The following is a 14,773-nucleotide window of genomic DNA, read 5'->3' on the forward strand; positions in this document are numbered from 1 at the left end:
GGCCGGGAACGACCGTCGTCGGAACGCAGGATCGGCAGCACCGGCATCCATTCGCCGACCTTCAGCTCAGTCTTCGAGACCTTGGCCTTGAGAGCCACGCCCAGGCGACCGTAGTCGTCAGCCGGGCGACCGTCGTCATGAATCGGCAACAAGGACGTGTTCGCAGTACCACGGCCGCCGTCGAGCTTGACCGAGTACATCCCCAGCACATCCACGCCGAAGCCGACGGTGCCTTGGGTGAAACCGGACTTGGCGTCGAGGATGAAGCTCTGGGTCCATTCTTCGGCTTTGCCTTGGGCGTTGTTCGGGTTGGTGAAGTTGCGGTTGATGTAGAAATTGCGCAGGTTCAACGTGGCCTTGGCGTCATCGACGAAGCCTTCGGCGCTGGCGGTCATCGGCAGAAATGCGGCAAGGCTGCTGCAACCGAGCAGGACCAGAGCGGGGCTGGAGCTCAGAAGGGTACGGCGGTTTGGACGATGGTTGGGCGAAAAACGGACACGTGTGCTCACTATGGCGCTCCCTACTTTTTTGTTGTTTTTATTTGTCATACGTCGTCGTACAACATGGCGATGATTATTTGGAAGCGGCTGCTCGTTGTCAACTGGCCATTATCGGAATTATCCAACTGGGGTGTGCTTCAAAATGAGGCAGTGCAATGGCTGTCGCTGGCGCAGGCCAGGAACGAAAGCGGTGGCACCGAGTGGATACGGGGTTTGAGAATAGCGGGGAGGGGGCTTGGTTGTGCGATGACTGGTCTAAGACATTAGTCGAATGTAGGCGACCGGAAGGCTGAAGCGGGCTCTTGTGGCGAGGGAGCTTGCTCCCGCTGGACTGCGAAGCAGGCCCCGGTTTTTTGTTTCAACGCAGAAATTTTTGGGGCGGCTTCGCCACCCAGCGGGAGCAAGCTCCCTCGCCACAGAGGTGTGTTGTGAACCCTGTTTCCAGTCCAAACAGGCCTGTGTTTATCCAGACGTAGGATTGTTCGGGATTGGGCTACGTTGTCTTGCGCCGTTGCCTACAACTGCGCCAGAATCCGCCGGCTTGTGCGCCTTGGGCCAGGGTTTTATCGTTTCCGGGTCGCTGATTGAATCAGCGATCGGGTTTGGTAGCCCTGGTGTCGGTGCATAGCGTCATCTCTTGCAAGTGCGATCATGCACTTCGCTTTTTGGTGGCCATGCGCAGGGCCTCTTCGGAGGCGCCGGCTCCGATGCCCGGTCTACCAACCTTCGTATGGCCGCCACCCTTATTCGTTTGGTAGCGAAAGGGTGTTGGCTCCCTTTTAAATGCATCGGAGCTTCAACCATGTTCAAAGTAACCCCCAACCCACCCGATACAGATCCATCCAACTCAAAAGCGTTCGACGAAGCCGCCGACCGCATCCTCGACGCCTACCTCAAGCCCAAACCCAGCAAACCCGAGGCCGATCCTGGCCAACTGTTCACCGTGGTCAAAGGCGTCGACACCGAAACCCTGCTGGCCAACCTCAGCGAAAACCTGGCTTCGGCCAACGCCATGGTCAATGACCTGGCCTTCGACCTGAAAGGCTCGAGGCGCCACATTGCCCTGGGCATCCAGCAACTGATCGAACTGAGCGCAATGCTGGCAAACCGCGCGCTGGATAACGTCGAACCCCGCCAGTCGACATAACGCAAAACCCGCTTTTGTGGCGAGGGAGCTTGCTCCCGCTTGGCTGCGCAGCAGCCCCAAAATGGACTGACGCGGTTTTCCAGGGATAGCGCGCCAGCCGGTTTACGACTGCTGCGCAGCCGAGCGGGAGCAAGCTCCCTCGCCACAAAAGCTTTCCCACAAGCGGCATCGGTGTTTTCAAGAGTGGGTGAATGCTAGTCTTGACCAACGCTGTTGCCAGGGAGCCCTCATGGGCAATCACAAGATCGAGATTGGTCGCAGTAACGTCGAGAAAATCCTGTTGGCCGCCGAGAAGGTCTTCGCCGAGAAAGGTTTTGGCAGCACCGCCATGGCCGACATCGCCGCCGAAGTGCAGTTGCCGCGTTCCAACCTGCATTACTACTTCAGCACCAAGAGCGAACTGTACAGCGCCGTGCTGTTCGACCTGCTGGAAGTCTGGAAACAGGACGCCTTGTGCTTCGAAATGTGCGACGACCCGCGGGTGGTGCTCAGCAGTTACATCCGCGCCAAGATGAATCACTCCCGCAGCCGGCCCTACGGCTCTAAAGTCTGGGCCAACGAAATCATCCACGGCGCCCCGACCCTGGGCGAAGCGCTGGACGCCAGCCTCTATGACTGGGCCAAGATGAAGGAAGCGAAAATCCGCCAGTGGGTGGAGGACAAACGCATCCTGCCGGTGGAGCCTTCAAGCCTGCTCTACATGATCTGGGCCTCGACCCAGCACTACGCTGACTTCGATCATCAGATCAATATTCTCAATGACCATCAGCCGCTGTCGGACATGCAGTTCGAACGGGCGGTGCAGACGGTGACCAGTGTGATATTGCGGGGGATTGGGTTGGAGCCTTGAGTTTTTGTGGTGAAGCTGATGGCCCTATCGCGAGCAGGCTCGCTCCCACAGGGGATCGGTGGTGAACACAAAATTTGTGTTCACCACAAATCCAATGTGGGAGCGAGCCTGCTCGCGATGACGGCAGCCCAGGCACCTCAAGTTTCAAGCAGTGACATGATAGGGATTCCTCGGATCATGATTCCAATCCAAAAACGGCTTGCCGGTGTCCACCGTCACCATTTCGATGCAGTCCTGCACCGGGCAGGTGATCTGGCACAGGTTGCAGCCCACGCATTCCTCATCGATCACCTCATACACACGGGTGCCGTCCGCCTGCTTGAGGCTGGCGATGGCCTGGTGCGAGGTGTCTTCGCAGGCGATGTGGCAGCGCCCGCAACCGATGCACGCTTGCTGGTCGATCTTGGCGATGACCTGGTAGTTGATGTCCAGGTACTTCCAGTCGGTGGTGTTGCCCACCGCACGGCCGGAGAACGCTTGCAGGTTGGCGTGGCCCTGGCTGTCCATCCAACGTGACAGGCCGTCCTTCATCTCTTCGACGATGCGAAAACCATGCAGCATCGCCGCCGTGCAGACCTGCACCGCGCCGCTGCCCAGGGCAATGAATTCGGCAGCGTCGCGCCAGCTGCCGATGCCGCCGATGCCGCAGATGGGCAGGCCGTGGGTCTGCGGGTCGCGGGCAATTTCAGCGACCATGTTCAGGGCGATGGGCTTGACCGCCGAGCCGCAATAACCGCCGTGGGTGCTCTGGCTGCCGACGCTGGGCAGGGCCACCATGCGGTCCAGGTCGACGCTGGTGATGGAGTTGATGGTGTTGATCAACGACACCGCATCCGCACCGCCCCGATAGGCCGCGCGGGCGGCGACGCGGATGTCGGTGATGTTCGGCGTGAGCTTGACGATCACCGGCAGCGAGCAATAGGTCTTGCACCAGCGGGTCACTTGCTCGACGTACTCCGGCACCTGGCCGACCGCCGCGCCCATGCCCCGTTCCGGCATGCCGTGGGGGCAACCGAAGTTCAGCTCGATGCCGTCGGCACCGGTGGCTTCCACCAGGGGCAGGATGTTTTTCCAGGATTCTTCGACGCAGGGCACCATCAGCGACACGATCAACGCCCGATCCGGCCAGTCCTTTTTCACCTGGGTGATTTCCCGCAGGTTGATCTCCAGGGAACGGTCGGTGATCAGCTCGATGTTGTTGATGCCCAAGACCTCGCGATTGGCGCCGTAGTGGGCCGAGTAACGCGAGGACACGTTCACCGCCGCCGGGTCCTCCCCGAGGGTTTTCCAGACCACGCCCCCCCAGCCGGCCTCGAAGGCGCGGACGACGTTGTAGGCCTTGTCGGTGGGTGGCGCGGAGGCCAGCCAGAACGGGTTGGGGGCTTTGATGCCGGCGAAGACAATCGACAGATCGGCCATTTACGCAGCCTCCACGTTAAGCATCAGTTGAGCGTTGATCGCCTCGGCGGCGAGTTTGCCGTGCTGCACGGCCTGCACGGTGAGGTCCTGGTCGAGGCTGGTGCAATCGCCGCCGGCGTAGACCCCGGGAACGCTGGTGCGCAGGTGTTCGTCCACCAGGATCCGCCCGTCCTGGCGCTTGAGTTCCCGGGCCAGTGGGTCCACCAGCGCGTTGTCGTCGAAGGCTTGGCCGATGGCTTTGAAAATGGCGTCGGCGGGCAGGTCGAAGGTCTCGGCGCCGATGACCAGTCGGCCGTTTTCCAGGTGGGTACGGGAAAAGCGCATGCCGCGCACCTGCCCGGCGTCATCGAGCAACACCTGTTGCGGTTGGGCCCAGGTCAACAGGCGTACCTGATTGGCCTTGGCGATGTCTTGCTCGTGCAAGGTGGCGCCCATGTCCTCAAGGCCGCGGCGGTAGACCAAGTTGACGTCCCGGGCGCCGAGGCGAGCCATTTGCACGGCCATGTCGATGGCGGTGTTGCCGGCGCCGAGGACGATGCAACGGTCGGCCAGGGGCAACTGACTGAGGTCATCGGCCTGGCGCAGTTCGCGGATGTATTCGGTGGCGGCCAGCAGCCCCGGGGCTTGTTCGTCGCTCAGGCCCAGTTGTTTGCTGGCGGCCAGGCCGAGGCCGAGGAACACCGCGTCGAACTGCTGGTGCAGGTCGCTCAGGTTGAGGTTCTCGCCGAGTTTCTGGCCGTGGCGGATTTCGATGCCGCCGATGTCCAGCAGGAAGTCCAGCTCCCGTTGGGCGTAATCGTCCACCAGTTTGTACTTGGCGATCCCGTATTCGTTGAGGCCACCGGCCTTGTCGCGGGCTTCGAAAATCACCACGTCATGGCCGTGCATCGCACTGCGATGGGCACACGACAACCCCGCAGGCCCGGCGCCAACCACGGCGATGCGCTTGCCGGTGGCGGCGGCCCGTTGAAACGGGTGCGCGCTGAAGTGGGCGTTGTCCACCGCGTAGCGTTGCAGCGAGCCGATCAACACCGGGGCGCATTCATGGGCATTGTTGCGCACGCAGGCTTGCTGGCACAGGACCTCGGTGGGGCAATCCCGGGCGCAACTGCCGCCGAGGATATTGGCCGAGAGAATTGTCTGCGCCGCGCCTTGGACGTTGTCCTGGTGGATGTTGCGAATGAACGAAGGAATATCGATCTCGCTCGGACAGGCGTTCACACAGGGTGCGTCGTAGCAATACAGGCAGCGGGACGCTTCCAGGTGGGCCTGGCGTGCGTTGAGGGGCGGCGCCAGGTCGCTGAAGCGGGCGGCGAGGGTGGCCGGGTCTTCCTGGGAATGGGGGAGATGACTCAAGGGCTGGATCATGGAATGGGCCTCACGGTGTTTGAGGTGCTGCCTCTGGTGGGCAGTGGGGTTTTTCGGTTGCCTGGACTGACGCCTTCGCGAGCAGGCTCGCTCCCACACTGGATCTTGGGTGGGCGCGAAATGGGTGTGCACTGCGGATCCTGTGGGAGCGAGCCTGCTCGCGAAGGCCGAAGGCCTCGATTTCAGCGTTTCACCGCTGTTGGTTTATTCAACTCGGCCCGCTTGCTCAGCAAATCGAACACCGCCGGATACGCCGGCCGTTCGACGTAGCGCCCGGCACCGCGTTCGGCCCGCAGGTCGCCGTCGGCCCACACCAGCCGACCCTGGCTGATGGTGTGGCTGGGCACGCCGCGTACGGTCTTGCCTTCGAAGATGTTGAAGTCCACTTGCTGGTGGTGGGTCTTGGCGGAAATCGTGCGGCTGCCCTGGGGATCCCAGAGCACCAGGTCCGCGTCGGCACCGACGCGGATCGCGCCCTTGCGTGGGTAGAGGTTGAAGATTTTCGCGGTGTTGGTGGAGGTGAGGGCGACGAAGGCCTGCATCGACAATTTGCCGCTGTTGACCCCCTCGTCCCAGAGCACCGCCATGCGGTCTTCGATCCCGGCGGTGCCGTTGGGGATCTTGCTGAAGTCGTCACGTCCGGCGGCTTTCTGTTCGGCACAGAAGCAGCAATGGTCGGTGGCGGTGGTGTGCAGGTTGCCGGACTGCAGGCCACGCCAGAGTGCTTCCTGATGCCCCCGTGGGCGGAAGGGTGGACTCATCACGTAGCCGGCGGCGGTCTGCCAGTCCGGGTGGCGATAAACGCTGTCGTCCAGCAGCAAGTGCCCGGCCAGGACTTCACCGTAGACCGGCTGGCCCTTGCTGCGGGCGTAGGTGATTTCGTCCAGGGCTTCCTGGGTGGACACGTGCACCAGGTACAGCGGCGTGCCCAGGGTTTCGGCGATGCGGATGGCGCGGCTCGCGGCTTCGCCGTCCACTTGCGAAGGCCGTGACAGCGGATGGGCTTCGGGGCCGGTGATGCCTTGGGCCAGCAGCTTGCGGTGCAGGGGATACACCAGTTCGCCGTTCTCGGCGTGCACGGTGGGCACCGCGCCCAATTCCAGGCAACGCTCGAAGCTCGCGACCAAGGTGTCATCGGCGGCCATGATCGCGTTCTTGTAGGCCATGAAATGCTTGAAGCTGTTCACGCCGTGGTGGCTGACCAGCTCGGCCATTTCTTCGCGGACCTGTTCGCTCCACCAGGTGATTGCCACATGGAAGCCGTAGTCGCTGGCGCTTTTTTCGGCCCAGCCGCGCCATTGATGAAAGGCTTCCATCAGTGACTGCTGGGGGTTGGGGATCACGAAGTCGATGATCGAGGTGGTGCCCCCGGCGAGGCCCGCCGCCGTGCCGCTGTAGAAGTCTTCACTGGCGACCGTGCCCATGAACGGCAACTGCATATGGGTATGGGGATCGATGCCGCCGGGCATCAGGTATTGACCGCTGCCATCGAGCACTTCGACAGCCGCCGGAACATGCAGGTTTTGACCAATGGCCTGGATGACGCCGTCGGCGCAAAACACATCGGCGCGATAACTTTCATCATGGGTAATAACGGTGGCGCCACGGATCAACAGAGACATTCCGAGTTCCTCGCAGGCATGACCGACTGTTGTCGGTTCTTTATGTTTTATCCATCACGGTAGGTAAAGTCGTGCCGGCTTACATTCCTGTCACGACTGTCAGGATTAGACGCTAGCTGGAGTTATTGAAATGAGCAAGATTATTTTTTATAAGCTTATGCGTTAATTAACTTATTGAAAATTAAAGATTAATTTAAAAAATCACCAAAATGGTGAGCCTGCTCACCATTTTGACGCACTTGACAGGATCGTTATTTGAGCGAGATTTGTCATGGTAAATCAGCGGCTTGAAAGCGTTAGAAGTGCGGGCCAGACACCTCGCGTTGTTGCGGGCTGCACCACTTTGAATCTCCCGCTCGACAGGGCGTGAAGGTCATCTAGCCTCAATGTCGGAAAGCCGGGACTGAAACAAAGCAATCACTTGGCTTTAAAACGTTAAACATCAAAAGGTTGAAAGGGTTATATCGATCGTCCGGTCAGCTCGGCGCGTTATTCGGCACGGTTATTGAGTGCCGTCGTGGCCTGGCGGGGTGGTGGATAGCACGCGTGCAAGTACTCCGGCCATCGCCAGTCGATGAGCAAAAATAATGAAAACAGTGGAGCGGACATGACCAGATCAACAGTGACCGAGCGCGACGGATTATTCGAGCTTGAAGCCGGCAGCGACGTCCTCGACAGCCCCCGTTATAACCACGACATCGCGCCGACCAAGGTGCACGAGCGAACCTGGAACAAATGGCACATCACCGCACTGTGGGTGGGCATGGCGATCTGCGTGCCGACCTATACCCTCGGCGGCGTGCTCACCGCTTATTTCGGTTTGACGGTGGGCGAGGCGCTGCTGGCGATCCTGTTCGCCAACATCATTGTGCTGATCCCCCTGACCCTGAACGCCTTCGCCGGGACCAAGTACGGCATTCCGTTTCCGGTGCTGTTGCGCTCGTCCTTCGGCGTGATTGGCTCCAACGTGCCGTGCCTGATCCGCGCCCGGGTGGCGTGCGGTTGGTTCGGCATCCAGACGATGTTCGGCGGGTTGGCGATCCACTTGTTTCTCGGCTCGGTGTTCGAAGGCTGGAAGAGCCTGGGCGGCACCGGCGAAGTGATCGGCTTCATGGTGTTCTGGGTCATCATCCTGTGGGTGGTGTTGCGCGGTGCCGAGTCGATCAAGTGGCTGGAAACCTTGTCTGCGCCATTGCTGGTACTGGTGGGGGTGGGGCTGTTGGTGTGGGCGTTGCCCAATGTCTCGTTGACTGAACTGATGGCGGTTCCGGCCAAGCGTCCCGCAGGTGCCGGGGTGACGAGCTATTTTCTTGCCGGGCTGCCGGCCATTGTCGGCTTCTGGGCCACCCTGTCGTTGAACATTCCGGACTTCAGTCGATATGCCAAGAGCCAGAAAGCCCAGATCGTCGGGCAGATCATCGGCCTGCCGTTGACCAGGTTCCTGTTCGCCTCCCTCGGTGTGGTCATGACTGCCGCCTCGGAGAAATTGGTGGGGGTGACCGTCTCCGACCCGGTGACGTTGATCGGGCACATCCAGAGCCCGGTGTGGGTGGCGCTGGCCATGGTGCTGATCATCGTCGCCACGCTCTCGACCTACACCGCCGCCAACATTGTCTCGCCCACCAACGATTTCCAGAACCTGGCGCCGAAACTGATCGGCCGCACCAAGGCAGTGATGCTCACCGGATTGGTAGGGCTGGCGCTGATGGCCCATGAGTTGTTGAAGAAACTCGGCCTGATCGTGTCCGAGGTCAGCCTCGAGTCGGTCTATTCCAACTGGCTGCTGGGTTATTCAAGCCTGCTGGGGCCGATTGCCGGGATCATGGTGGTGGATTATTTCCTGATCAAGAAACAGCAACTGGACCTGGCCGGGTTGTACCGCGACGACATTTACCCGGCCTGGAACTGGAACGGCTTCATCGCCTTTGGCGTGCCGGTGGTATTGACGCTGTTGTCCCTGGGCAGCGATGCGTTCAGTTGGTTCTACAGCTATGGCTGGTTCACCGGCTCGGCGCTGGGTGGGGTGATTTATTACGGGTTGTGCAGCATGCAAGGGGCCAGCCCGGCGGTCGCCAAATCACCTCTGCAATAGCAGATGAATGCGGTGCCTGTGGGAGCGGGCTTGCTCGCGAATGCGGTGCGTCAATCAACATCAATGCTGACTGATACACCGCATTCGCGAGCAAGCCCGCTCCCACACTGGACCGCGTCGAAATGAGATAACTGCCTGAAGGAGATCCCCATGAACGCAGCCCTCGACGTCCTGCAATCCACCCATCAGCACATCAACCGCGACCGCCTGTGGCAATCGCTCATGGACCTGGCCCAGCTCGGCGCCACGGTCAAGGGCGGCGTGTGCCGGCTGGCCCTGACCGACCTCGACCGCCAGGCCCGCGACCTGTTCGTGCAATGGACCGAGGCGGCGGGCTGCACCGTCAGCATCGATGCGGTGGGCAATATCTTTGCCCGTCGCCCCGGGCGCAATCCGAACCTGCCACCGGTGATGACCGGCAGCCACATCGACACCCAACCCACCGGCGGCAAGTTCGATGGCTGCTTTGGCGTGCTATCCGGGCTGGAAGTGCTGCGCACCCTCAATGACCTGAACATTGAAACCGAAGCACCGTTGGAGGTGGTGGTCTGGACCAACGAAGAAGGCTCGCGCTTCGCCCCGTGCATGATGGGCTCCGGGGTGTTCGCCGAGAAATTCACCCTCGAAGAAACCCTCGCCAAGACCGACGCCGAAGGCATCAGTGTGGGCCAGGCGCTCAACGCCATCGGCTATGCCGGCCCGCGCAAGGTCAGCGGGCATCCGGTGGGGGCGTACTTCGAGGCGCACATCGAGCAGGGGCCGATCCTCGAGGATGAGGGCACGACCATCGGCGTGGTGATGGGTGCCCTGGGGCAGAAGTGGTTCGACCTGACCTTGCGTGGCGTCGAAGCCCACGCCGGCCCGACCCCGATGCACCTGCGCAAGGACGCCCTGGTGGGCGCCTCGATCATCGTCGGTGCCGTCAACCGCGCAGCCCTCGGTCATCAACCCCATGCTTGCGGCACGGTCGGTTGCCTGCAAGCCTATCCGGGGTCGCGTAACGTCATTCCCGGCGAGGTGCGCATGACCCTGGATTTCCGTCACCTGGAACCGGCGCGCCTGGATTCGATGATCGCCGAGGTCAAGCAGGTGATCGAAGACACCTGCCGGCAACACGGCCTGACCTTCGATTTGAAACCCACCGCCGACTTCCCGCCGCTGTATTTCGACCAAGGCTGCGTCGACGCCGTCCGCAGTGCTGCCCAAGGGCTGGGCCTGTCCCATCTGGACATCGTCAGCGGTGCCGGCCATGACGCGATCTTCCTTGCCGAACTGGGCCCGGCCGGAATGATCTTCGTGCCCTGCGAAGGCGGCATCAGCCACAACGAAATCGAAAACGCCGCCCCGGACGACCTCGCCGCCGGTTGCGCAGTGCTGCTGCGAGCGATGCTGGCCGCCTCCCAGGCGATTGCCGAAGGACGCATGGCGGCGTGAGGGGGCCGATGCACTATTGCAAAGCCATGTGGTCGTAACTTTCAGCGCATCCATGCTTGAAACCTACTGACCACATGGAGACCCAATGAATCAGCAAGTCCCGACCACCGATACCAACCGTCGTCAATTGCTGCAGATCATTGCCGGGCTGTCCGACGGGGTGATGTTGATCGAGGTCGACCAGACCATTGCCTGGGCCAACGCCGCAGCGTTGGCCATGCACGGCGTCGAGGACCTCAATGAGCTGGGCACCACGGCCCGGCAATACGCCCGGCGTTTTCAATTGCGTTACCGCAACAACCATCCGTTGACCGACGACAACTACCCCATCGCCCGGGTGGCCCGTGGCGATGAGTTCAGCGATGTGCTGGTGGAGGTTACGCCCAAGGCCGACCCGGATCGCACCTGGGTGCATCGGATTCGCAGCATGGTGCTGGCCGACCGTAATGGTGAGCCGGAACTGCTCGTGCTGATCCTCAGCGATGCCACCGAATGGGCCAGCGCCGAGCAGCGTTTCGAAAAGACCTTCGGGGCCAACCCGGCGCCGGCGGTGATCTGTCGTCTCAGCGACCTGCGCTACATCAAGGTCAACCCCGGGTTCCTGGAGATGACCGGCTATAGCCGTGACCAGGTGATCGGGCGTTCGGTGTACGAACTGGATGTGCTCGAAGCCGCCGAGAAGCGTGACCTGGCCATCGAGCGCCTGGGGCAGGGCGCGACCATTCCGCAAATGCAGGCTGAGTTGAAGTTGCCCGATGGCACCAGCAAGCAGGTGATCGTCGCCGGCCAGCCCCTGGACCTGCATGACGAAGACTGCATGCTGTTTTCCTTCATGGACATGGAGCCGCGCCGCAAGGCAGAGACGGCGTTGCGCCAGAGCGAGGAGCGCTTTGCCAAGTCGTTCCGCCTGTCACCCGTGCCCACGCTAGTGTGCAGCGCCGAACAACAGCTGCTGGAGATCAACGAAGCGTTTCTCCAGACCACTGGCTACGCCAGCGAAGAGCTGTTGGGTAAAACCGTGGAGGAAATCGGTTTCCTCGACAAGGCCGCCAGCGTCGCGCTGTTTGCCCGGCTGGAAAAGGCCGCCGCTGTCTCGAGCATCGACGTCAAGGTGCACAAGAAAGGCGGCGAACTGATCGATTGTGAGGGCGCTGCCGACACGGTGCTCATCCAGGACAAGCCCTGCTACTTGCTGGTGCTGATGAACATCACCGAACGCAAGCGCTCGGAACTGGAACTGGTGGCGGCGATCGAGGAGGTGATGAAGGACGCGTCCTGGTTCAGCCGGACCCTGATTGAAAAGCTGGCCAACGTGAAGAGCATCAATGCCCAAGTGCCCAGCGCATCCTTCACCGAGCTGACGGCCCGGGAGCGTGATGTACTGGGGCTCATTTGTGAGGGGCTGGCCGACAAGGAAATCGCCGCGCGCCTGAAGCTTGCGCCTAATACGGTGCGCAATCATGTGGCTACACTGTATTCGAAACTGGATGTCCATAGCCGCAGCGAGGCGATTGTCTGGGCGCGGGAGCGGGGTTTGTTCGCCAATGAATGGCGAATGAAGGCACCATGATAGCCAGTGCAAATGCACCGGGTATGCTGGTGCAAATTCAGGTTTTGCAAGGGGGGGCTGTTCCTTAGGCTGTGAGTGTGCGACATCCTCCGTGATGCCGCGTCCCCCACGAAACACTCAAGGAATACGCCTCAATGTGCTATGAACGAACCCCATACGTGAGCGACAGGATGTCTATGCGGACCAGGAGGTCGGAGCTGTCTACCGTTCATTTGCGCCCCCGGGGCTGAGGTGCATCGTATGACCCATCTGGCCCCCTTGCGTGCCCGCCTTGAAGAAAGCTTTACGCCCTTGGCCTGCGAATGCAGCCTCAATGGCGATGGCACCCTCACCGTGCGCCTGTATCACCGTGAAAGCGGTGAGGTGGACCTGGTGGTAAGCGGCATGAGTGTCGACAGCGTCCGCTCGGAAGAGAGCATCGCCAAGTTGATCGATGAGCTGCGCTACGAGCTGCAAAACACCCCGCCGCATCGCAGTGAGCCCTGATAACTAAAGATTTGGCACACCACACCCAGTGGCGAGGGAGCTTGCTCCCGCTGGGCCGCGCAGCGGCCCCAATATCTGTCGGATGCACACGCAAGCCAAACCCTATCCATCGGTTTTGCGACTGCTTCGCAGCCGAGCGGGAGCAAGCTCCCTCGCCACAGGGGCTGCTCCAGCCCTGTGTTTACAACAACGTCGCCCGGCAATCGAGCACCAACCGCGCGCCGCCGTGCTCGCTGCTGCCCACTTCCAACGTGAACCCATGCAGATTGACGATCGCCGCGACGATCGACAAACCCAGGCCGAATCCGCCGTGCTGGCTACTGCCCTCGGCGCGATAGAAACGGCGAAACACGGCCTTGCGCTCGGCCTCGGGGATGCCCGGGCCGGAGTCGAGCACTTCGATGCGCGTGCTGTCGCCCTGATCGACTCCGCGCAGGATCACGGTGCCCCCCGGCGGAGTGAACTTGATGGAATTGCTCAACAGGTTCGACACAGCCTCGAACAGCAAGGCCCGGTCGCCGTTGAGCAGGGGCAGGGCGTCGGGCGCCTCCAGGATGAAGGTCAGTTCGCCTTCCTCGGCCAGGGGCAGGTAAAAATCATGGAGTTCTTGCAGTAGCTGCAACGGATCGAGGCGCACGAAGCCCGAGCGCCGCTGCTGGTCCTCCAGTTCGGAAATCCTCAACAAACCGCGAAACCGCGCCATCAGGGTGTCGGTCTCGGCGAGCACCTGGTCCATCTGCAAAGCCTCGGCGGAGCCGTCCGGTGCTTGCTGCTGGATGCGATAAAGTTGGGCGCGCAGGCGCGTCAACGGGGTGCGCAGGTCATGGGCGATGTTGTCGCATACACCCTTGACCTCGTTCATCAAGCGTTCGATGCGTTCGAGCATGGCATTGACGATCGCCGCCAGCATGTCCAGCTCATCGCGCCGGCTCGACAATGGCAGGCGATGGGTCAGGTCGCCGGCGACGATGGCTTCGGCGCTGGCCTGCAACTGGCGAATCCGCCGCAGCGGTCGGCGGCGCAACAGGTGCCAACCCGCGACGCCCGGCAGGATCGTCAGCGATACCCCCCAGAACAGCGCGTGCAAGATGATCCGCGTCACGGCGAACAGCGAGCCGTTGTCCCGGGCCAGGACCAGCCAGCGACCGTCCTGGGTCCGGGTCGCCACCGCGTCGCAGCTGTCGGAAGGCACGCCCGGTTGATCGGAGTCGACGCAGCCACCGAGCATGTGGATCTTGCCGTCCAGCGGCAGGTCGGCGGGCACCCGCTGGATCGGTCCGCTCAAATGGCGCAATTGCGGATCGAACAGCCCGTAGGCATCGACGCCGCGCTCGTCCAGCGTCAGGCTGGCCATGAGCGCGTCTTCCAGTTGGTCGCCGTGGATCCGCGCGAACAGGTGTTGGCGTTGCATCAGGGAGTGCTTGGCCAGGCTGTCGAGGTAGCCAAACACTTCGTAATACATGACTCCCATCAGGATCGCGCTCCAGATCACGAACAGCGACCTGTACAGCGCCAGCAGACGGCTGCTGGAGGAGCGCCAGCCCTTAGCGGGGTTCAGCAATGACATAGCCGGAACCCCGTACCGTGCGAATCAGCGGTTCCAGGCCCGGCGGGTCGATTTTCTTGCGCAGGCGGCCGATGTGGACGTCGATCAGGTTGGTGCCGGGGTCGAAGTGATAACCCCAGACTTCCTCGAAGATCATCATGCGCGAGAGAATCTGGCCGCTGTTGCGCATCAGGAATTCCAGCAGCTTGTATTCGGTGGGCAGCAGGCTGAGCAGTTGTCCGTTGCGGCTGGCTTCGCGGCTGATCAGGTTCAGCTCAAGGTCGGCCACCCGCAGCGCGGTTTCCGGCTCGCGGGTGCCATTGTTGCGCCGCAGCAGCACTTCGACCCTGGCGGCCATTTCATCGGTGGCGAACGGCTTGGTCAGGTAATCGTCGCCGCCGGCCCGCAGGCCACGCACGCGTTCGTCCACATCGGAGAGGGCGCTGATCATCAGGATCGGCGTGGCCACGCCCATGGTGCGCAGGGTGGTGACAATCACCAGGCCATCGAGTTCGGGCAGCATGCGGTCGAGGGTGATGAGGTCGTAGTCGCCGCTGACTGCCCGTTCCAGGCCTTCGCGACCGTTGTCGACCCAATCGACATCCAGGCCGTTGCGGGTCAGCTCGGCAACGATTTCACGAGCGGTCACGGCGTCGTCTTCGATGGTCAGGATGCGGTTCATGGGCGGTACCCTGTAGAGAAATTGGAGCGATTGCGCAGCATTCTGCCAAAAATCAGC

Annotated in this window: 12 protein-coding genes; 6 read left to right on the forward strand and 6 right to left on the reverse strand. The window is 61.6% G+C overall.

Features of this window, described 5'->3' with window-relative positions; all coding sequences use genetic code 11:
• Positions 1-395: OprD family outer membrane porin (locus HGO40_RS01965; RefSeq protein WP_502943179.1), on the reverse strand; the 395-nt coding region annotated here is incomplete at its 3' end.
• A 907-nt stretch (positions 396-1,302) separates the two neighbouring features.
• Between HGO40_RS01965 and HGO40_RS01970 the strand changes: the two genes are divergently transcribed.
• A complete protein-coding gene (locus tag HGO40_RS01970) occupies positions 1,303-1,647 on the forward strand; it encodes a DUF6124 family protein (protein ID WP_250961645.1) in 345 nt (114 codons plus the stop codon).
• Between the two features lie 229 nt (positions 1,648-1,876).
• Positions 1,877-2,497, forward strand: coding sequence for a TetR/AcrR family transcriptional regulator (locus HGO40_RS01975; RefSeq protein WP_250961646.1), 621 nt, complete (start codon positions 1,877-1,879; stop codon positions 2,495-2,497).
• 144 nt (positions 2,498-2,641) lie between these two features.
• On the opposite strand, the gene preA is transcribed toward HGO40_RS01975, so the two are convergent.
• The 3 genes from preA to hydA all read right to left on the reverse strand — a co-directional run bounded on the left by preA (position 2,642) and on the right by hydA (position 6,906).
• On the reverse strand, positions 2,642-3,916 hold the full coding sequence (preA, locus tag HGO40_RS01980; RefSeq protein WP_250961647.1) for an NAD-dependent dihydropyrimidine dehydrogenase subunit PreA: 1,275 nt from the start codon (positions 3,914-3,916) through the stop codon (positions 2,642-2,644).
• Positions 3,917-5,284 carry an NAD(P)-dependent oxidoreductase gene (locus tag HGO40_RS01985; RefSeq protein WP_250961648.1) on the reverse strand — a complete coding sequence of 456 codons (1,368 nt, stop codon included), beginning with the start codon at positions 5,282-5,284 and terminating at the stop codon, positions 3,917-3,919. It abuts the gene before it with no gap.
• A 182-nt stretch (positions 5,285-5,466) separates the two neighbouring features.
• Positions 5,467-6,906 carry a dihydropyrimidinase gene (gene hydA, locus HGO40_RS01990; protein ID WP_250961649.1) on the reverse strand — a complete coding sequence of 480 codons (1,440 nt, stop codon included), beginning with the start codon at positions 6,904-6,906 and terminating at the stop codon, positions 5,467-5,469.
• A 607-nt stretch (positions 6,907-7,513) separates the two neighbouring features.
• On the opposite strand from hydA, the gene HGO40_RS01995 reads away from it, so the two are divergent.
• From HGO40_RS01995 to HGO40_RS02010, 4 genes are all read left to right on the forward strand, one after another.
• Positions 7,514-8,998, forward strand: coding sequence for an NCS1 family nucleobase:cation symporter-1 (locus HGO40_RS01995; protein WP_250961650.1), 1,485 nt, complete (start codon positions 7,514-7,516; stop codon positions 8,996-8,998).
• A gap of 150 nt (positions 8,999-9,148) precedes the next feature.
• On the forward strand, positions 9,149-10,432 hold the full coding sequence (locus HGO40_RS02000; RefSeq protein WP_250961651.1) for a Zn-dependent hydrolase: 1,284 nt from the start codon (positions 9,149-9,151) through the stop codon (positions 10,430-10,432).
• A gap of 85 nt (positions 10,433-10,517) precedes the next feature.
• Positions 10,518-12,002 (forward strand): helix-turn-helix transcriptional regulator, encoded by a 1,485-nt coding sequence (locus HGO40_RS02005; protein ID WP_250961652.1) that lies wholly within the window; start codon positions 10,518-10,520, stop codon positions 12,000-12,002.
• Between the two features lie 240 nt (positions 12,003-12,242).
• On the forward strand, positions 12,243-12,488 hold the full coding sequence (locus HGO40_RS02010) for a DUF1652 domain-containing protein (RefSeq protein ID WP_053185383.1): 246 nt from the start codon (positions 12,243-12,245) through the stop codon (positions 12,486-12,488).
• A 181-nt stretch (positions 12,489-12,669) separates the two neighbouring features.
• On the opposite strand, the gene HGO40_RS02015 is transcribed toward HGO40_RS02010, so the two are convergent.
• Together HGO40_RS02015 and HGO40_RS02020 are read right to left on the reverse strand one after the other, a co-directional pair.
• Complete coding sequence (locus HGO40_RS02015) at positions 12,670-14,055, reverse strand: sensor histidine kinase (protein ID WP_250961653.1); 1,386 nt, start codon at positions 14,053-14,055, stop codon at positions 12,670-12,672.
• Positions 14,033-14,716, reverse strand: coding sequence for a response regulator transcription factor (locus tag HGO40_RS02020; protein WP_053122824.1), 684 nt, complete (start codon positions 14,714-14,716; stop codon positions 14,033-14,035). Before HGO40_RS02020 ends, HGO40_RS02015 begins: the two co-directional genes overlap by 23 nt.
• Between the last annotated feature and the right edge of the window lie 57 nt (positions 14,717-14,773).

This window comes from Pseudomonas sp. CG7, assembly GCF_023701885.1.
In the GTDB taxonomy this organism is placed as follows: Bacteria; Pseudomonadota; Gammaproteobacteria; order Pseudomonadales; family Pseudomonadaceae; genus Aquipseudomonas; species Aquipseudomonas zanjanensis.